Source organism: Streptomyces sp. NPDC055962 (genome assembly GCF_042270185.1).
Taxonomy (GTDB): domain Bacteria; phylum Actinomycetota; class Actinomycetes; order Streptomycetales; family Streptomycetaceae; genus Streptomyces.
The window spans coordinates 578,587-596,438 of the sequence record NZ_JBHJYN010000001.1 but is presented as its reverse complement, the minus strand read 5'-3'; the positions used below and the strand labels follow the sequence as shown (position 1 = coordinate 596,438).

Here is a 17,852-nt window from a genome sequence, read left to right as displayed (position 1 = left end):
GTAAGTGATTTGCTCCGGCCGGTGGGGGTGCCGTAGTGTTGCACTCACAACGACGCGGGGTGGAGCAGCTCGGTAGCTCGCTGGGCTCATAACCCAGAGGTCGCAGGTTCAAATCCTGTCCCCGCTACTGAAAGACAGAGGCCCGGATCCTTCCAAGGATCCGGGCCTCTGTCGTGTGCCCTCGCAAAGGGCGCCCGATGCAAGTACCCCTGGGCACGTATCCCTGGCGAGGTGTCCGGCGGGGTGGGCGCGGGGCGGAAGCCCTCAGGCCGTGGCGGCGCAGTTCGGGCAGATGCCCCGGTAGGTCACCTCGACGTCCGAGACGGTGAAGCCGAAGCGCTCGTCGGCGGGCAGGTCCGCCAGGGGGTTGCCCGACGGGTGCACGTCCCGGATTGCCCCGCAGCGCCCGCACACCAGGTGGTGATGGGGACGGTGGGCGTTGGGGTCGTACCGCTTCGCCCGGCGGTCGGTGGAGACCTCGATGACCTCTCCGAGGGACACCATCTCGCCCAGCGTGTTGTACACGGTGGCGCGTGAGATCTCGGGGAGCCGCTCGACGGCCCTCGCGTGGACCTCGTCCGCCGTCAGGTGCACATGGTCCCCCTCGAGAACCTCTGCCACCACGCGCCGCTGGGCCGTCATGCGCCAGCCGCGTCCACGAAGTCGTTCCAGGAGGTCACTCATGGGGCCCAGCCTAACAGTGGATCGGCCGAGTCCCGAGTAGGTGTGACTTTAGATCATCATTTGACTTGGACATTGTCCAATGTAGGATCGGTCCCGAATTGGCCAAGGACAGGCTGCGGCCGAGATGGGACCGCGCGGGGAACGGCGCCGCGCGGGAGATGACGCAGGAGGCGCGCGTGACTCAGGGACCGCTCACCACGGAGGCCGGCGCTCCGGTGGCCGACAACCAGAACAGTGAGACCGCCGGCCCGGGTGGACCGGTTCTCGTCCAGGACCAGGCGCTCCTCGAGAAGCTGGCCCACTTCAACCGCGAGCGCATCCCGGAGCGCGTCGTGCACGCCCGCGGCGCCGGCGCGTACGGCACCTTCACGCTGACCCGGGACGTCTCGCGGTGGACGCGGGCGGACTTCCTCTCGGAGGTCGGGAAGCAGACCGAGACCTTCCTGCGCTTCTCCACCGTTGCGGGCAACCTCGGTTCCGCCGACGCGGCCCGGGACCCCCGCGGCTGGGCGCTGAAGTTCTACACCGAGGAGGGCAACTACGACCTCGTCGGCAACAACACCCCGGTGTTCTTCATCAAGGACGCCATCAAGTTCCCCGACTTCATCCACACCCAGAAGCGCGACCCGTACACCGGCTCCCAGGAGGCGGACAACGTCTGGGACTTCTGGGGACTGTCGCCCGAGTCCACCCACCAGGTGACCTGGCTGTTCGGGGACCGGGGCATCCCGGCCTCGTACCGTCACATGAACGGCTACGGCTCGCACACCTACCAGTGGAACAACGAGGCCGGCGAGGTCTTCTGGGTCAAGTACCACTTCAAGACCGACCAGGGGATCAAGAACCTCACGACCGAGGAGGCCGTCCGCCTCTCCGGCGTGGATCCGGACAGCCACCAGCGCGACCTGCGCGAGTCCATCGAGCGGGGCGACTTCCCGACGTGGACCGTGCAGGTCCAGGTGATGCCGGCGGCCGAGGCGGCGACGTACCGCTTCAACCCTTTCGACCTGACCAAGGTGTGGCCCCACGAGGACTACCCGCCGGTCGAGATCGGGAAGCTCGAGCTCAACCGGAACCCCGAGAACGTCTTCGCCGAGGTGGAGCAGTCGATCTTCAGCCCGGCGCACTTCGTCCCCGGCATCGGCCCGTCCCCGGACAAGATGCTCCAGGGCCGTCTCTTCGCGTACGGCGACGCCCACCGCTACCGCGTCGGCATCAACGCCGACCACCTGCCGGTGAACCGCCCGCACGCCACCGAGGCGCGCACCAACAGCCGGGACGGCCACCTGTACGACGGCCGTCACAAGGGTGCGAAGAACTACGAGCCGAACAGCTTCGGCGGCCCGGCGCAGACGGACCGGCCGCTGTGGCAGCCCGTCCCCGTCACCGGCGGCACGGGTACCCACGAGGCGCCCTCGCACGCGGAGGACGACGACTTCGTGCAGGCCGGCAACCTCTACCGGCTGCTGTCCGAGGACGAGAAGGCGCGGCTGATCGGCAATCTCGCCGGGTTCATCGCCAAGGTCTCGCGCGACGGCATCGCCGAGCGCGCGATCGGCAACTTCCGTCAGGCCGACGGAGACTTCGGCAAGCGGCTGGACGCCGCGGTCCAGGCCCTGCGCGGCTAGGACGGACGCCTGCCGTCGGCCGCGGGCCGGATTCCCCGGATGCCAGGGGGTCCGGCCCGCAGGCGTGTGAGGGCCGAGGGCGGGCCGCCCCTCAGAGCGCCATGCTCGCGGCCCGCCTCCTGGACGGGACCCAGCACCTGATGATGTCGCGCACCGAGACGATGCCGACCGGTCCGTCCCCGTCCAGCACGATCAGATGCCGGAAGCCGCCGTGCGTCATGGCCTCCGCCGCCTCCTCGAGGGTCCAGGCGGGGGAGGCGAAGACCACGTCGGTCGTGGTGTGGGTGGAGGCGGTCTCCACGTCGGGATCCAGGCCGGCGGCGAGGGCGTCGAGGATGTCGCGTTCGGTGAGGATGCCGAGACCGCAGGTGTCCGGGTCGTGGACGACTGCTGCGCCGACGCGTCGGGCCGACATCAGCCGGGCCGCCTGGCGGAGCGTGTGGGCCGGGCCGATGGTGAGGACCAGGGTGCTCATGGCGTCACGGACAAGCATGAGGGTAGCCACCTCCTTGAGGAGTGACCTGCGGAACGCCTTCGTGAGGCGATTCACAAGTTCACAAGTGGGGGGACTCTCAGAGTGGCACCCAGGACCGGACACGACAAGGGGGCGGGCACGGCACGCGGCCGACGCAGCCGCCCGGACGGGCCGAGGCCGGGGCCGGGGGTTGCGCCCGGCCCCGGCCGGCGACGTCAGTAACGCTGGTTGAGATAGCCGAGCAGCTCGTGGTGGAGCAGCCCGTTGGACGCAGCGGCGTTGCCGCCGCCCGGGCCGGAGACGCCGTCGAGGCTGGTGAACCGCCCGCCCGCCTCCTGGACGATGATCGCGTTCGCCGCCATGTCCCACAGCGAGAGCTCCGGCTCGGCGCAGATGTCCACCGACCCCTCGGCGACCATCATGTAGGGCCAGAAGTCCCCGTAACCCCGGGTGCGCCAGCAGGCCCGGGTCAGGTCCATGAAGCCGTCGAGCCGGCCCTGCTCCTCCCAGCCGGTCATCGAGGCGTACGCGAACGAGGAGTCGGCGATCCGCTCGACCTTCGACACGTGCAGCCGGGTCGCGGACGTCAGGCTGCGCCCCGAGAAGGCGCCGGCGCCCTTCGCCGCCCACCAGCGGCGGTTCAGCGCGGGGGCCGACACCACGCCGACCACCGGCTGGAAGCCGTCCTCGCCCGCCTCCATCAGCGAGATCAGCGTCGCCCAGACGGGGACGCCGCGCACGTAGTTCTTGGTGCCGTCGATCGGGTCGACGACCCAGCGCCGCGGACCCGTGCCCTCGATCCCGTACTCCTCGCCCAGGATCGCGTCGCGCGGGCGTGCCCGGTGCAGGTGACCGCGGATCAGCTCCTCCGCGTGTTTGTCGGCCTCGCTCACCGGAGTCATGTCCGGCTTGGTCTCGACCTTGAGGTCCAGAGCCTTGAACCGGTCCATCGTCGCCGCGTCGGCGGCGTCCGCCAGGACATGGGCCAGGCGCAGATCATCGTGGTAATCGGGCATGCCGTCACAGTATCCACAGCCACCCGCCCGGGCTACACGGGCCCGTGCGGGGGCGGGCCTCCCGCCGTACGCGGACCCTTGACAGCGCTCCGGCGCGCCTCAACTCTGAGTCCCAGGTCCCCGGCGTGGGAGGCGACGATGCCCTCAGCGCGAGAAGCACTGCTGGACTCCGCGCACTCGGCGCTCTCCACGCTGCCCTGGACGGCCGTGCGCATGGTCGACGTGGCGGCGGCGGCCGGAGTCTCCCGGCAGACCCTCTACAACGAGTTCGGCAGCAAGAGCGGCCTCGCCCGCGCACTGGTCCGGCGCGCGGCGGACAGGTACCTGGCCGGCGTGGAGGCGACGCTCGGCGCTCACCGGACCGAGGGGCGGGGGCCGGCCGAGCTGGCCCGCTGGACGGTCGCGGCGGCCCGCGCCGACGTGCTCGTCAAGGCGCTGCTCACCGGTGTCTGGGGTGACCGCCTCCCCGCCCCGGCGGCCCTTCCCGCCGCAGGGCCCAGGGCCGGCAAGGCGCTTCCCACGCCCACCGAGCTGCTCGCGCTCGTCCGGGACCGGGCCGTCGCCGAGCTGGAGCGCGGCCCGGCGCCGCGCCCGCCCGGGGAGCTGGAACTGGCCTGCGAGATCGCGCTGCGGCTCGCCCTCTCGTACGCGCTCGTCCCGGCGGACGCCGCGGGTCAGTGCGCCGAACCGGACAGCTGCAGACCGATCACGCCGATGATCACCAGGGAGATCGACACCAGCTTGAGGGCGGAGACCACGTCGTCGAGGAAGACCATCCCGTAGATCGCCGTCCCCGCCGCCCCGATGCCCGTCCACACGGCGTAGGCGGGCCCGACGTCGAGCTTCTTGAGGGCCAGCGTGAGGAGTCCGAAGCTGCCGAGGGCGAACGCGCAGAACGCGATCGTCGGCCAGAGACGGGTGAATCCGTGCGAGAGCTTCAGACACACGGCGAAGCCGGTCTCGAGCAGTCCGGCGACCACGACCAGCAACCACGCCATTGTCAGGTGCCTCCCACGTAGGTGACGCTTCGTCCCGCTCGACGCGATTATGCCCCTACCGGCAGGCGCCACCCGTGAACGCGCGCGCAGTACGGCCCGGCGTCGGCCTCAGTCGCCCTCGCGCCGCTCCCGGGTCGAGAGCAGCCTGCGCAGCGAGTCGAGCCGCGCCGGATCGGCATGGCCCTCCGCGACCCACGCGTCCAGGGCGCACTCCGGCTCCTGGCCGTCATGGGTGCAGCCGCGCGGGCAGTTCTCCGTGCCCGGCTGGAGATCGGGGAAGGCGTTGATGACGCGCGAGGGGTCGACGTGGTGCAGTCCGAACGACCGCACGCCCGGGGTGTCGACCACCCAGCCGCGGCCGTCGGGCAGCGGCAGCGCGAGCGCCGAGGTGGTGGTGTGCCGGCCGCGGCCCGTGACGGCGTTGACCACCCCGGTCGTACGCCGCCGGTCCTTCGGGACCAGGGCGTTGACCAGGGTCGTCTTGCCGACCCCGGAGTGCCCGACGAACGCGGTCACCCGGTCGTTCAGCAGTTCGCGGACGCGGTCGGCGGCGTCGCCGTTCTCCAGTTCCTCGCGGCTGGTCACGATGTAGGGGACACCCAGCGGGGTGTACGCCTCCAGGAGCTTGTCGGCCGAGGCGAGGTCGGACTTGGTCAGCACAAGGAGCGGGCTGAGCCCGCCGTCGTACGCCGCCACCAGGCAGCGGTCGATCATGCGGGGGCGCGGCTCCGGGTCGGCGAGCGCCGTGACGATGGCCAGCTGGTCGGCGTTGGCGACGACCACTCGCTCGAACGGGTCGTCGTCGTCCGCCGTGCGGCGGAGCACCGACGTGCGCGCCCCGATGCGCACGATGCGCGCCAGGGTGTCCTTGGCGCCGGAGAGATCACCCACCAGAGAGACCCGGTCGCCCACCACGGCGGCCTTGCGGCCGAGCTCGCGGGCCTTCATGGCCACCACCGTGCGGTCCTCGACCAGGCAGGTCAGCCTGCCCCGGTCGACGGTGAGGACCATGCCGTCCTCGGCGTCCTCGTGCTTGGGGCGGGTGTGTGTACGGGGCCGGTTGCCCTTGGGGTTGGGGCGGACGCGGATGTCGTCCTCGTCGGGGTTCTTCCCGTAGCGGCGCATGTCCTCAGACCCCGCGCCTCGCCGGCGCGGCACCGAGCGCCCCGGGCGAGACGCCGACGGCGCCGGAGGGTTCCCCGAGCATGCCGGTCCACATCTCCGGGAAGTCCGGAAGGGTCTTCGCCGTCGTGGCGACGTTCTCGATCTCCACCCCGGCGACGGCCAGGCCGATGATCGCGCCCGCGGTCGCCATCCGGTGGTCGTCGTACGTGTGGAAGGTGCCCGCGTGCAGGGGGCGGGGGTTGATGCGCAGGCCGTCGGCGGTCTCCGTGACGTCGCCGCCGAGACCGTTGATCTCCTTGGTGAGCGCCGCCAGCCGGTCCGTCTCGTGCAGCCGCAGATGGGCGACACCGCTCAGGGTGGACGGGGAGTCGGCGAGGGCGGCCAGGGCCGCGATGCCCGGTGTCAGCTCACCGACCTCGCTCAGGTCGACGTCGATGCCGTGGACCGTGCCCGAGCCGGTGAAGGTGAGACCGCGTTCGGTCAGCTCGCAGGCGCCACCCATTGCGGTGAAGATCTCGCGCAGCGCGTCACCCGGCTGGGTGGTCCTCAGCGGCCAGTCCGGGACGGTGACGCGGCCCCCGGTCACCAGGGCCGCGGCCAGGAACGGCTGGGCGTTGGAGAGGTCGGGCTCGACGGTCAGGTCGCGGCCCAGCAGGGCGGAGGGGGAGACCCGCCAGACATCGGGCTCGCCGCCCGACTCCGGCTCGTCGACCTGGGCGCCGACGGCGCGCAGCATGTCGACGGTCATCCGGATGTGGGGCATGGACGGGAGGGCGGAGCCGGTGTGCCGCACCTCCACGCCCTGGTTGAACCGGGGGGCCGACAGCAGCAGCGCCGAGACGAACTGGGACGAGGAGGAGGCGTCGATGGAGACCGGGCCGCCGTCCAGCGCCCCCGCGCCGTGCACCGTCAGGGGCAGCGTCCCCCGGCCGTCGTCGTCGATCCGGGCTCCCAGGGACTTCAGGGCGCCGATCACGCCGTGCAGCGGCCGCTCGTAGGAACGGGGGTCCCCGTCGAAGTGGACGGGTCCGTCCGCGAGGCAGGCGACGGGCGGCAGGAAGCGCATCACGGTGCCCGCGTTGCCGACGTCCACCCGGGCGGGGCCGTGCAGGCCGGCGGGGATGACGCGCCAGGCCTCGCCCGAGCCGTCCGGGCCGACGCCCTCCTCGATGCCGACGCCCATCGCGCGGAGCGCCTGCGCCATCAGCAGGGTGTCGCGGCTGCGGAGCGGGCGGCGCAGCCACCCGGGCTCGGAGGAGAGCGAGGCGAGGACGAGAGCGCGGTTGGTGACCGACTTCGATCCGGGCACGGTGACGGTCGCGTCGACGGCCCCTGTCGCAAGGGGGGCGGGCCAGAGGGCGGGGTGCACGGAACTTTCGGTCATGCCCCTCACTTTAGTGGCTCAGCGCAAACCCAGATCCTGAACAAAAAGGATGAAATCGGGGCGTAATACAAGGGTGGTAAGGGCGAGCTCCCACCCCGCACCCTCAGAGCCCGAGAAGCCAGCGTCCCCCGCCGATCAGCGAGCAGAGCGAGACCGCGTGGAAGAGGAAGAGCCAGATCCCGGCCGGCGCGTGCGTCAGCCGGGCGAGCTGGTCGGCGTCGGAGTCGGGGGCACCGCCGTACCTGCGCTTGGACTGCAGCTCGAACGCCGGGCGCACGCCGCCCAGCAGCAGGAACCAGACCACCGTGTACGCGAACGCCGACTGGACGTCGGCCGAGGTCAGCCAGGACACCAGCAGGAAGGTCGTACCCGTGAGGATGACGGTGAGCGCTCCGTACAGGTTGCGGATCATCACCAGCATCACGGCCAGGAGCGCGGTCGCCAGCCACAGCAGCAGGGTGATCCGGCCGTTGGTCAGCAGCCAGGCGCCGCCGAGGCCGAGCAGCGGGGGTGCCGTGTAGCCGGCCGCCGCCGTGAGGATCATGCCGATGCCGGTGGGCTTGCCGCGGCTGACGGTCAGGCCGCTGGTGTCCGAGTGCAGCCGGATCCCGGAGAGCTGCCGTCCGGTGAGCAGGGCGACCAGCCCGTGGCCGCCCTCGTGCGCGATGGTGATCGCGTTGCGTGAGAGCCGCCATATGAGGTTCGGGACCACCGCGACGAGCGCCGCCGTGGCCGTGACGACCACCAGCCACTGCTCGGGGGCGGGCTGGGTCCCGAAGACGCGATCCCACAGATCGCCCAGTTCGGTGGTGTCCATGGCGAGGGCGGCTCCTTGGAGTGCTCGAGGGATCGGCGTCCACTCGGGTGGCGGGTCGTGGCAGTCTGGCACTTATGTGCGGACGGTATGCAGCGAGCCGGCGGCCGGAGGATCTGACCGGGCTCTTCGGCGTGGAGAAGTGGGAACCGACGGAGACCTTGGAGCCCGACTGGAACGTCGCGCCCACCAAGGAGGTCTACGCGGTCCTGGACCGTCCTGTGAAGGACGCGGACGACCAACGGCCGGTTCGCCAGATGCGCGCCCTGAAGTGGGGGCTCGTGCCGTCCTGGTCGAAGTCGCCGGAGGGCGGCGCCCGGATGATCAACGCCCGCGCCGAGACGGTCCACGAGAAGCCGTCCTTCCGCCGCCCCTTCGTGTCGCGGCGCTGCATCCTCCCCGCCGACGGCTACTACGAGTGGGTCACCGGTGCCGACGAGCGGCAGCTGGAGGAGAAGGGGCGGAAGAAGCGCCCGCGCAAGCAGCCGTACTTCGTGACCCCCGCCGACGGCTCCGTCTTCGCCATGGCCGGCCTGTACGAGTTCTGGCGCGACCGGACCCTCCCCGACGACCATCCGCAGGCCTGGTGGGTCACCTGCTCGGTGATCACCACCGAGGCGGAGACGGCCCCCCTCGCCGTGGCCCCCGCCGAGGGGCCCTCCTCGCTGTCCGACATCCACCCCCGGATGCCGCTGATGCTGACCCCGGACCGCTGGGACGACTGGCTCGACCCGTCGCGCACGGACATCGGGGAGCTGAAGGCGCTCCTGGAGCCGCCGCCCGGCGGGCTGATGCGGGCGTACCCGGTGGCCACCGCCGTCAGCAACGTGCGCAACAACGGCCCGGAACTCCTGGAGGAGCTCGCCGCGCCGGAGGTGGGCACACTCTTCTGACCCGGCAGGATGGTGCTGTGAGCCGTACGACAGGGATGACGCAGAAGACGGAGAACGTCGCCACCGACGCGGGAGAGGCCAGGATCACCTGGTTCCGCGCGAAGGCGCCCCGCCTGGTGCTGGCCGTCGGCCACGGTGCCGGGGGCGGGATCGAGGCGAGGGACCTCCAGGCCCTCGCCGCGGTGCTGCCGGTCCGCGGGGTGACCGTGGCCCTGGTGGAGCAGCCGTGGCGGGTGGCCGGCAAGAAACTCGCACCGGCGCCCCGGACCCTGGACACCGGCTGGCGCGGGCTCTGGCCGGCGCTGACGGCGCCGGGTCCGCCCGTCGTGGCCGGCGGGCGCAGCGCGGGGGCCCGGGTGGCCTGCCGTACGGCGGCGGAGCTGGGCGCCCGTGCCGTGCTCGCCCTGAGCTTCCCCCTGCACCCGCCGGGGAAGCCGGAGAAGTCGCGCGCGGACGAGCTGCTCGGTGCGGGCCTCCCCACCCTCGTGGTGCAGGGCGGCCGCGACCCGTTCGGTCGTCCTGAGGAGTTCCCGCCGGGGGACCACGGGCTCGTCGAGGTGGCGTACGCCGATCATGGATTCGCCGTACCGAAGAAGGCGCCGCTGACCCAGGATCAGGCCATGGACGCCCTCGCCGGGGCGGTCGCCGACTGGCTGGACGGGCTCGCCTGACCTCTGGGTCCTTCAGTCCACGGCGGGCCGGCCTGCCCCGGGAATGCGCCGTGCGGGGCGTCTGTTGTGGCTGGTGTCGGTACAACAACGTCGTACGTGGAGAGGGAGTCCGTCGCATGGGTTCGACCATCTGCCCGAGCCGCTCGAACGCCGCAGAGCTGGAGTGGACGGTGCTCCACGCGGCAAAGAGCACTCCGGCGCGCGCCCCGGGCGGAGCCGATCGACAGCCCGTACAGAAGCAAGGTCGACTATTCTCCGATGCGAGCGGGTCCGGTTTCGGCCCCGCGACATCGTTGGAGGAGGTGGGTCCGGTCACTGGGACCGACACAGGGACCGACGACGGCCGTGCGCAGGAGACGACTGCCGAGCGCAACGCGCGCTTCGAGCGGGACGCCCTCGGGTATCTCGACCAGATGTACTCGGCCGCACTGCGCATGACGCGCAACCCTGCGGACGCCGAGGACCTGGTCCAGGAGACGTACGCCAAGGCGTACGGCTCCTTCCACCAGTTCCGTGAGGGTACGAATCTCAAGGCGTGGATGTACCGCATCCTCACCAACACCTTCATCAACTCGTACCGCAAGAAGCAGCGCGAACCCCAGCGGAGCGCCGCCGAGGAGATCGAGGACTGGCAGCTGGCACGTGCGGAGTCGCACATGTCGACGGGCCTGCGCTCGGCGGAGTCCCAGGCGCTCGACCACCTGCCGGACTCCGATGTGAAGTCCGCGCTGCAGTCGATCCCCGAAGAGTTCCGCATCGCCGTGTATCTCGCCGATGTAGAGGGCTTTGCCTACAAGGAGATCGCGGACATCATGGGGACACCCATCGGTACGGTGATGTCGCGGCTGCACCGGGGACGCCGTCAGCTGCGCGGCATGCTGGAGGACTACGCGCGTGAGCGCGGGCTCGTCCCGGCCGGAGCCGGTGAGTCGGACGAAACGAAAGGCTCGGCCTCATGAGCTGCGGAGAGCCGCACGAGACGGACTGCTCAGAGGTTCTCGACCATCTCTACGAGTTCCTCGACCATGAGATGCCCGAGGGCGACTGCACCAAGTTCGAGGTGCACTTCGAGGAGTGCTCCCCGTGCCTCGAGAAGTACGGCCTCGAGCAGGCCGTGAAGAAGCTGGTCAAGCGCTGCTGCGGCCAGGACGACGTCCCCGCCGACCTGCGCTCGAAGGTGATGGGACGGATCGACCTGATCCGTTCGGGGCAGTCCGTGCCCGAGCAGGACGTGGCCTTGGGCGGCGCCGACCGTCCGGCCACCGCCGAGTGACGGCGGCGCCCGACCGGCCGTACACCGGGCGTTGACGCCCGGACGTTGACGCCCCGCCGTACACCGGACGTTGACGCCCGGCCGTGCGCCGGGCGTCGAGCTCCCTGTCGTGCCGCCGCCCCATCCCTCCCGGTCGTGTCACCCGAATGTGCTAATCCGGCCCGTTCGGGCCCTGTGCGACCCCCAGCTGGCTAGCCTGGCGCCTCCATCGACCAGGCTGGGGGCGGGCGGTACGGGTGAGGGGCACACCAGGGGCGGCGCGCGTCCTCATCCTGTGCACGGTGGTCTGCGCCGTGCTCTGCGCGCTCCCCGCACTGTCCCCGGGGGCCGCCACCCCGTGGGGCACGCTCGGCCTCCTGGCCGTGCTCCATCTCGTCTGTGAACTCCCCGGGCGCTGCCGGTTCTTCGGCAGTTCCGTGCCGGTCGGCGCGGGATCCTTCTTCCCCCTGCTGCTGGCCGCCGCGTTCCTGCTGCCGCCGTCCGCCGCCGTTCTCGTCGCCGTACCCGGCGCGCTCGTGGGACGGGTGGAGCAGCCGCCCGCGACGGCCCGCCGTCTCTGGCGGGCCGCACGGCCGGCGCTGACCGTCGGGGCCGCCTCATGGGCGTACGCGCTCCTGGGCGGCCCCGCCACGCTCGGGGGCCCGTCGGACGGGGGCGTGCCCCGTCTTCCGTACGCCCTCCTCCCGGCCTGCGCCACGGCGCTCGTCTTCAGCCTCGTGACGGCCGTGCTGGACGGCTGCATCCTCGTCACCGCCGAGCGCGTGGCCGTCAGGCACGCCTGGCGCGGGCTGCCGGCGCGCTCGGTGGGGCCGCATCTGGTGCACGCGCTCGCGGGGCTGATGATGGCGGTCCTGTGGCGCAGCTCCTACGGGCCGCTGTCGGCGTTGGTGGTCCTGCTGCCCATGTACATCTCCTGCTGGGTGTTCGCGCAGTACCACCGCAGGCACGCCGCCCACCGCGCCACGATCCGGGCACTCGTCCAGGCGGTCGACATCAAGGACGGCTACACCCGGGGGCACAGCGAGCGTGTGGGACGCGCCTCCGAGCTGATCGCCCGTGAACTCGGCATGGAGGAGGACCGGATCGAGGCGCTCCGCTTCGCCGGGATCCTGCACGACGTCGGAAAGCTCGGGGTCCCGACACGGGTCCTGCGCAAGGACGGGCCGCTGACCCCCGAGGAACGCCGCGTGATCGAACTGCACCCCGAGTACGGCCACGAGATCGTCCGCGGCATCGGCTTCCTGGACGAGGCCCGCGCCGCGATCCTGCACCACCACGAGCGGCTCGACGGCAGCGGCTATCCGTACGGCCTCTCCGGGGACACGATCCCCGAGTTCGCCCGGGTCGTCGCCGTCGCGGACGCCTTCGACGCGATGACCTCGACGCGCTCCTACCGGCGGGGACGGCCCGTCCCCGCGGCGGTGGAGGAGCTGGAGCGCTGTGCCGGGAGCCAGTTCGACCCGCGCATGGTGCGGGCGCTGGCCCGCGCCCTGGACCGCCACGGCTGGTCCGCAGCGGCCAACACGGTCACCTCGGAGGAGGAGCCGGCCGGGCTGCCGAGCCCGCGGGCGGGGGCACGGCCGCCCGCCAGCGGGTCCCCGGACCGCCGGCCGGGACGCCACCGGTGACGCCGGCCCACCGGTCGCCCCCGGTCCTCGCGGTCCGCGGTTCCGCGTTGGTCCTCGCGCTCGTCGCGCTCGGGCACACCCTGTGGAACGGCGTCGTCGAGCCGGGGCACGCGCTCGCCTTCGGGGTCCTCGTCGCCGTCGGCGAGCTGGCCCGCTGGGGCGCCCTGCCCGAGGAGCGCGAGCCCGCGCCGCTGGGGGCCGCAGGAGCGCTCGCGTACGCCCTGCTCGGGCGCAGCGCCGGCCAGGACACGGCGCACGGTGTCCTCCAGGTGGTCACCGTCGTCGTCGCGGCCCAGCTGCTGGCCTCCGTGCCGCACGTGGCGCGGGGCAGCGGCCCCGGGCCCGACCAGGCGGCCCGCCGCGTCCTGGCCGTGGCCTTCGCCGCCCTGTGCTTCCAGCCGCTCCACCACACGGGCCGGTCGGAGCGCTGGTTCGGAGAGGGGCCGTACTTCGCTCTCTTCCTGCTCCTGCTGCTGGCCCTCACCGCCCTGTGCGACGCCGTCCTCGCGGCCCTCACGGCGGGCACCTCCCGTCCGTACGGGCCGCAGCTGCGCGACGAGCTCCGGGCCCTCAGCGGCATCGGCTCGGCGGTCTGCGCGACTGGTGCCGTCATGGCGCTCGGGGTGGCCGTCGCGGGGCTCTGGGCGCTGCCCGTCCTGTGCGTACCGCTGCTGCTCACCCAGGTGTCGTTCCGCCGGTACGCCGCCGTGCGCACGACCTACCGGCAGACCATCGCGTCGCTGGCCAGGTCCACGGAGATCGCGGGGTACACCCCGCACGGCCATGCCCGCAGGGTGGCCGATCTCTCCACGGCCGTCGGGCGGGAGCTGGGGCTCGCAGGCCCCGAGCTGACCGTGCTGGAGTACGCGGCGCTGATGCACGACATCGGCCAGCTCTCGCTCGTCGACCCGGTCGCCGACGGGGCGACCGCGGTCCTCCCGGCCGCCGAGCAGCGCCGGATCGCGCTGCTCGGCGGCGCGGTCGTCCGGCAGACGGGCGTGGACCCGGCGGTCGCGGTGGTGGTGGAGCAGCAGGCCGATCCGTACCGGGAACAGCAGACCGCCGCCAGGATCGTCCGTGCGGTGAACGCGTACGACGACCTGTGCGGGGAAGGCGTCAAGGGGCCCCTGGGGGCGCTGGAGCAGCTCAGGCTCGGCACCGGCCGCGACTACCAGCCGCAGGTGGTGGAGGCTCTGGCCAGAGTCCTGGCGCGGGGCGGCCTGACCCCGGCCGGGGCTGGGTAACCCATGGGTAATGAGCGAGCGTCCGGCCGGGCATGGTTGGATGCGAAGAGAGCGGAAGACGAGGGTGTCCAGTCGGGACAGGCGGGAATCGTGAGGATCTTCGGGAAGGTACGGCATCGGCCGTCCGCCTCTTGGCGGCAGGCCACGGACCGCGCGTTCACGCTGATCGGCGACGGCCGGTACGAGGACGCGGGGGCGCTGCTGACGCGCGCGGCGGATCTGGAGCCCTGGCTCTCCGAGTCCTGGTTCAATCTGGCGCTGCTGCACAAGTTCCGGCACGACTGGGAACAGGCGAGGGCCGCGGGTCTGCGCGCCGTCGCCCTGCTCGACCGGGAGTCCGGGGCCCCGGACTGGTGGAACGTCGGGATCGCGGCCACCGCGCTCCAGGACTGGCCGCTGGCGCGCCGGGCCTGGCAGGCGTACGGGCTGAAGGTGCCGGGCACCGGTCAGCACAACGCGGCGGCGAACAGCGAGCCCACGGGCATGGAGCTGGGCAGCGCCGCCGTGCGGCTCTCGCCCGAGGGCGAGGCCGAGGTGGTCTGGGGACGCAGGCTGGATCCGGCACGGATGGAGGTGCTGTCGATCCCGCTGCCGTCGTCCGGCCGGCGCTGGGGCGAGGTCGTCCTGCACGACGGAGTGCCCAACGGTGAGCGGGTCACCGCCGCCGGGCCGTCCTACCCGGTCTTCGACGAGATCGAGCTCTGGGCGCCCTCTCCCGTCCCCACCTGGGTGGTGCTCCTGGAGGCCGCGACCGAGGCCGACCGGGACGCGCTGGAGCGGCTCGCCTCCGACGCCGGATTCGCCGCCGAGGACTGGTCGTCCTCCGTGCGACTGCTCTGCCGTGCCTGTTCGGAGAGCCGGATGGAGAGCGACGAGGGCGACGGCGAGCACCTGGACCCGCACGACCACAGCGAGCCGGGCCACCCGGGGCCCCTCGGCCACCGCACCGCGGGCGACCTCTGGGTGCCGGAGCGGGAGTGCGGCATAGCGGCCCCCGCCGGGCTGGTGCGCGGGCTTCTGGACGGCTGGGTGGCGGACAGCCCGGACAGCCGTGAGTGGCGGGATCTGGAAGAAGTCTGCTGAGCGGTGCCCGTAGGCTGTACGGGCACCGATGCGGGTGCGGTACTCACGGGTTCAGGTTGCAGGAAGGCGTACGGCGGACATGTCGCAGCAGGAGACGGACCAGCAGGCCGGTGTGGACGACGAGGGATTCCTCGTGGACACCGAGGACTGCGAGGCGCGCGAGGCGGCGCACCGCGAGCGCGGCACCTCCCGCCCGATCACGGTGGTCGGCAACCCGGTTCTGCACAAGGAGTGCAGTGACGTCACGGAGTTCGACGACGAGCTCGCGCAGCTGATCGACGACATGTTCGCCAGTCAGCGGACGGCGGAGGGCGTGGGCCTGGCCGCCAACCAGATCGGTGTGGACCGCAAGGTCTTCGTCTACGACTGCCCGGACGACGACGGCGTACGGCACGTCGGCGCCATCTGCAACCCGGTGCTGGAGGACCTCGCGCCGGAGCAGCGCAACCTCGACGACTCCAACGAGGGCTGCCTCTCCGTGCCCACGGCGTACGCGGCGCTCGCGCGTCCCGACTACGCGGTCGTGCGCGGTCAGGACGCCCGGGGCAACGCGGTGAAGGTGCGGGGGAGCGGTTACTTCGCGCGCTGCCTCCAGCACGAGACGGACCACCTGTACGGCTACCTCTACATCGACCGGCTGTCGAAGCGTGACCGCAAGGACGCGCTGAAGCAGATGGCGGAGGGCACCCCGCGCTACGAGGTCGTCCCGAACGACTGATCGCCTTCGGAGAGGGGCCCTGCCGGCAGCGGGGCCCTCTCGCGTGTCGAGGGGGCACGGGGGCGTCGGCCGGTGTTCTCCCGGGCGTGGTTGACGCGCGTCGACCCGTCCGACAGGCTCACCCTCACACCGCTCCACCACGCCTCACCGTGCAGGGAGAATCCCTTGATCAGACGCACCGCACATCTACTGCTCGGCCTTGTCATGACCATGGCTTTCGCTGTCGGCGGCGCCGTCGTCACGGCCGGCACCGCGCAGGCCGACGGCTGTTACACCTGGACACGCACGCTGTCGCCGGGCGCCACCGGCAACGATGTCACCCAGCTCCAGATCCGGGTGTCGGGCTACCCGGGGTACAACTCGGTGCTGGCCGTCGACGGCTCGTACGGCCCCGCCACGACGGCCGCGGTCAAGCGTTTCCAGTCCGCGTACGGCCTCGCCGCGGACGGCGTCGCCGGGCCCGCCACGCAGTCCAAGCTCTACGCGCTCCAGGACGACGACTGCACCCCGATCCACTTCACGTACCCCGAGCTCAACACGTGCAACAGCACCTGGGCGGGCGGGGCCGTCGCCGCGGGAACGGCCAAGGCCAACGCACTGAGCAGCATGTGGAAGCTGGAGGCGCTGCGGCACGCGCTCGGTGACCAGTCGATCCGAGTCACCAGCGGCTTCCGCTCCACCTCCTGCAACTCGGCGGTCGGCGGGGCGACGAACAGCCGTCATCTGTACGGCGACGCCGTCGACCTCGGTTCCGGTCCGCACTCGCTCTGCACCATCGCCAAGCAGGCCCGCAACCACGGCTTCAACGGCATCCTCGGCCCGGGGTACGCGGGCCACAGCGACCACATCCACGTGAACCAGGGACCGAGCCACTTCTGGTCGGCCTCCGGCTGCGGCATCTGACGCCGGTCCCGGGGGTTCTCCGCTCAGGCGACCTCGGTCAGGTCGGAGGGCCCCCGGAAGGTGCGCCGGTACGCGTGCGGGGTCGTGCCCAGGGACCGTACGAACTGGTGGCGCAGGGCGGCCGCGTTCCCGAAGCCGGTCCGCCCCGCGATCATGTCCATGGTCTCGTCCGAGGTCTCCAGCAGGTGCTGTGCCAGCAGTACGCGCTGCCGGAGCAGCCAGCGGTACGGCGTGGTCCCCGTCTCCTGCTGGAAGCGGCGGGCGAAGGTCCGGGGCGACATGTGGGTGCGGTCGGCCAGCTGCTCGACGGTCAGCTCCTGGTCGAGGTTGTGCTCCATCCAGGCCAGGGTCTCGCCGACCGTGTCGCACCGGGTGCGCGGCAGCGGGCGCTTCACGTACTGCGCCTGGCCGCCGTCGCGGTGCGGGGGGACGACCATGCGGCGGGCGATGGCGTTGGCGACCCCGGGGCCGTGCGCCTGGCGGACCAGGTGCAGGGCCGCGTCGATGCCCGCGGCCGTCCCCGCCGAGGTGATCACCGGGCCCTCGTCCACGTACAGCACGTCGGGCTCCACCCGGGCCTCCGGATACCGCCGGGCCAGCTCGTCGGCATGCCGCCAGTGGGTGGTGCAGCGACGGCCGTCCAGGAGCCCGGCGGCGCCGAGCGCGAAGGCGCCGGAGCAGACGCTCAGCACCCGTGCTCCGCGCGCCACGGTCCGCCGCAGGGCGTCGAGGACCTCCTCGGGGTACTCCCTGGCCGCGAAACTCCCGCCGGCCGGGACGGCGACGAGGTCGGCCTCCTCCAGGCGGTCCAGGCCGTGCGGTGTGCTGATCGTGAATCCGGCGTGGGTCCGCAGCGTCTGTCCCTCGGCGGAGACCACTGCGAAGTCCTGCACCGGCAGGCCGTCCTCGGACCGGTCGAGGCCGAAGACCTCGCACAGCACACCGAGTTCGAAGGGGTGGACCTCGTCGAGGAGCAGAACGGCGACATTTTTCAGCATGACGCCAGTGTGGCAGCAATTCGATGGTGTGTGACAGTCCTGCCACTGCCGGAATCCGGGCGGGCGGACGACAGTAGAGCCATGAACACATTCCTGAGCTACCTGGCCATAGCCGCACTTTTCGCCCTCGTCCTGCTGCCCGCCGCCCTCGGGTTCGCGCGGGAGCGCCGGATCGACCGCGAACTGCGGGAGGCGCAACGGAACCGGGAGGCCGCACCCCCGGGAACGACCGGCGCCGCGGGGGCGGGGCCCGCCGCCGGGGGCCCCCCCCGGGGGGGGGGTCCGCGGGGCCGGGGCGGCGACAGCCACAGGGGGAC

The 17,852-nt window shown here is 72.1% G+C and carries 20 protein-coding genes and 1 tRNA gene; 13 read left to right on the top strand and 8 right to left on the bottom strand.

Going from position 1 to position 17,852, the window contains the following annotated elements:
• Positions 1-53 precede the first annotated feature (53 nt).
• Positions 54-127, top strand: a tRNA-Met gene (locus ACFC51_RS02655).
• Between the two features lie 137 nt (positions 128-264).
• Here the strand turns inward: ACFC51_RS02655 and ACFC51_RS02650 are convergent.
• Positions 265-684 carry a Fur family transcriptional regulator gene (locus tag ACFC51_RS02650; protein ID WP_376377163.1) on the bottom strand — a complete coding sequence of 140 codons (420 nt, stop codon included), beginning with the start codon at positions 682-684 and terminating at the stop codon, positions 265-267.
• 158 nt (positions 685-842) lie between these two features.
• On the opposite strand from ACFC51_RS02650, the gene ACFC51_RS02645 reads away from it, so the two are divergent.
• The gene (locus ACFC51_RS02645; RefSeq protein ID WP_376527051.1) at positions 843-2,312 is read left to right on the top strand and encodes a catalase; all 1,470 of its coding nucleotides are present in this window, start codon (positions 843-845) and stop codon (positions 2,310-2,312) included.
• A gap of 91 nt (positions 2,313-2,403) precedes the next feature.
• Here ACFC51_RS02645 and ACFC51_RS02640 read toward each other — a convergent pair whose 3' ends face one another.
• Positions 2,404-2,805, bottom strand: coding sequence for a cyclic nucleotide-binding/CBS domain-containing protein (locus ACFC51_RS02640; protein WP_376377161.1), 402 nt, complete (start codon positions 2,803-2,805; stop codon positions 2,404-2,406).
• A 197-nt stretch (positions 2,806-3,002) separates the two neighbouring features.
• Positions 3,003-3,803, bottom strand: coding sequence for a histidinol-phosphatase (gene hisN, locus ACFC51_RS02635; protein ID WP_329232664.1), 801 nt, complete (start codon positions 3,801-3,803; stop codon positions 3,003-3,005).
• 138 nt (positions 3,804-3,941) lie between these two features.
• On the opposite strand from hisN, the gene ACFC51_RS02630 reads away from it, so the two are divergent.
• Positions 3,942-4,586, top strand: a complete 645-nt coding sequence (locus ACFC51_RS02630; protein ID WP_376377159.1) for a TetR/AcrR family transcriptional regulator — start codon at positions 3,942-3,944, stop codon at positions 4,584-4,586.
• Here the strand turns inward: ACFC51_RS02630 and ACFC51_RS02625 are convergent.
• The 4 genes from ACFC51_RS02625 to ACFC51_RS02610 form a co-directional block, all read right to left on the bottom strand.
• Positions 4,478-4,801: a multidrug efflux SMR transporter gene (locus ACFC51_RS02625; RefSeq protein WP_104788939.1), complete on the bottom strand. Its 324-nt coding sequence runs from the start codon at positions 4,799-4,801 to the stop codon at positions 4,478-4,480. The genes ACFC51_RS02630 and ACFC51_RS02625 overlap by 109 nt on opposite strands.
• A 108-nt stretch (positions 4,802-4,909) precedes the next feature.
• Positions 4,910-5,926, bottom strand: a complete 1,017-nt coding sequence (gene rsgA, locus ACFC51_RS02620; protein WP_376377157.1) for a ribosome small subunit-dependent GTPase A — start codon at positions 5,924-5,926, stop codon at positions 4,910-4,912.
• 4 nt (positions 5,927-5,930) lie between these two features.
• Entirely contained in the window at positions 5,931-7,310 is a 1,380-nt protein-coding gene (aroA, locus tag ACFC51_RS02615; protein ID WP_376377155.1) for a 3-phosphoshikimate 1-carboxyvinyltransferase, read from the bottom strand.
• A gap of 103 nt (positions 7,311-7,413) precedes the next feature.
• On the bottom strand, positions 7,414-8,127 hold the full coding sequence (locus ACFC51_RS02610; RefSeq protein WP_376526645.1) for a M50 family metallopeptidase: 714 nt from the start codon (positions 8,125-8,127) through the stop codon (positions 7,414-7,416).
• A 74-nt stretch (positions 8,128-8,201) separates the two neighbouring features.
• On the opposite strand from ACFC51_RS02610, the gene ACFC51_RS02605 reads away from it, so the two are divergent.
• From ACFC51_RS02605 to ACFC51_RS02565, 9 genes are all read left to right on the top strand, one after another.
• Positions 8,202-9,017, top strand: a complete 816-nt coding sequence (locus ACFC51_RS02605; RefSeq protein ID WP_376377151.1) for an SOS response-associated peptidase — start codon at positions 8,202-8,204, stop codon at positions 9,015-9,017.
• A 35-nt stretch (positions 9,018-9,052) separates the two neighbouring features.
• On the top strand, positions 9,053-9,688 hold the full coding sequence (locus ACFC51_RS02600) for an alpha/beta family hydrolase (protein WP_376377180.1): 636 nt from the start codon (positions 9,053-9,055) through the stop codon (positions 9,686-9,688).
• A gap of 302 nt (positions 9,689-9,990) precedes the next feature.
• Positions 9,991-10,647 (top strand): sigma-70 family RNA polymerase sigma factor, encoded by a 657-nt coding sequence (locus tag ACFC51_RS02595; protein WP_030123667.1) that lies wholly within the window; start codon positions 9,991-9,993, stop codon positions 10,645-10,647.
• Positions 10,644-10,961: a mycothiol system anti-sigma-R factor gene (gene rsrA / locus ACFC51_RS02590; RefSeq protein ID WP_376377149.1), complete on the top strand. Its 318-nt coding sequence runs from the start codon at positions 10,644-10,646 to the stop codon at positions 10,959-10,961. Before ACFC51_RS02595 ends, rsrA begins: the two co-directional genes overlap by 4 nt.
• 236 nt (positions 10,962-11,197) lie before the next feature.
• A complete protein-coding gene (locus ACFC51_RS02585; RefSeq protein ID WP_376526642.1) occupies positions 11,198-12,589 on the top strand; it encodes an HD-GYP domain-containing protein in 1,392 nt (463 codons plus the stop codon).
• On the top strand, positions 12,586-13,833 hold the full coding sequence (locus tag ACFC51_RS02580; protein ID WP_376377145.1) for an HD-GYP domain-containing protein: 1,248 nt from the start codon (positions 12,586-12,588) through the stop codon (positions 13,831-13,833). Before ACFC51_RS02585 ends, ACFC51_RS02580 begins: the two co-directional genes overlap by 4 nt.
• A gap of 90 nt (positions 13,834-13,923) precedes the next feature.
• Positions 13,924-14,916, top strand: a complete 993-nt coding sequence (locus tag ACFC51_RS02575; RefSeq protein ID WP_376377143.1) for a tetratricopeptide repeat protein — start codon at positions 13,924-13,926, stop codon at positions 14,914-14,916.
• Between the two features lie 79 nt (positions 14,917-14,995).
• Positions 14,996-15,634 carry a peptide deformylase gene (gene def / locus ACFC51_RS02570; protein WP_376377141.1) on the top strand — a complete coding sequence of 213 codons (639 nt, stop codon included), beginning with the start codon at positions 14,996-14,998 and terminating at the stop codon, positions 15,632-15,634.
• A gap of 165 nt (positions 15,635-15,799) precedes the next feature.
• Entirely contained in the window at positions 15,800-16,537 is a 738-nt protein-coding gene (locus ACFC51_RS02565) for a D-Ala-D-Ala carboxypeptidase family metallohydrolase (RefSeq protein WP_376377139.1), read from the top strand.
• Between the two features lie 23 nt (positions 16,538-16,560).
• On the opposite strand, the gene ACFC51_RS02560 is transcribed toward ACFC51_RS02565, so the two are convergent.
• Positions 16,561-17,535 (bottom strand): GlxA family transcriptional regulator, encoded by a 975-nt coding sequence (locus tag ACFC51_RS02560; protein ID WP_376377137.1) that lies wholly within the window; start codon positions 17,533-17,535, stop codon positions 16,561-16,563.
• Positions 17,536-17,616: 81 nt separating this feature from the next.
• On the opposite strand from ACFC51_RS02560, the gene ACFC51_RS02555 reads away from it, so the two are divergent.
• Positions 17,617-17,852 (top strand): hypothetical protein (locus ACFC51_RS02555; protein ID WP_376526640.1); only part of this gene is annotated, 236 nt, incomplete at its 3' end.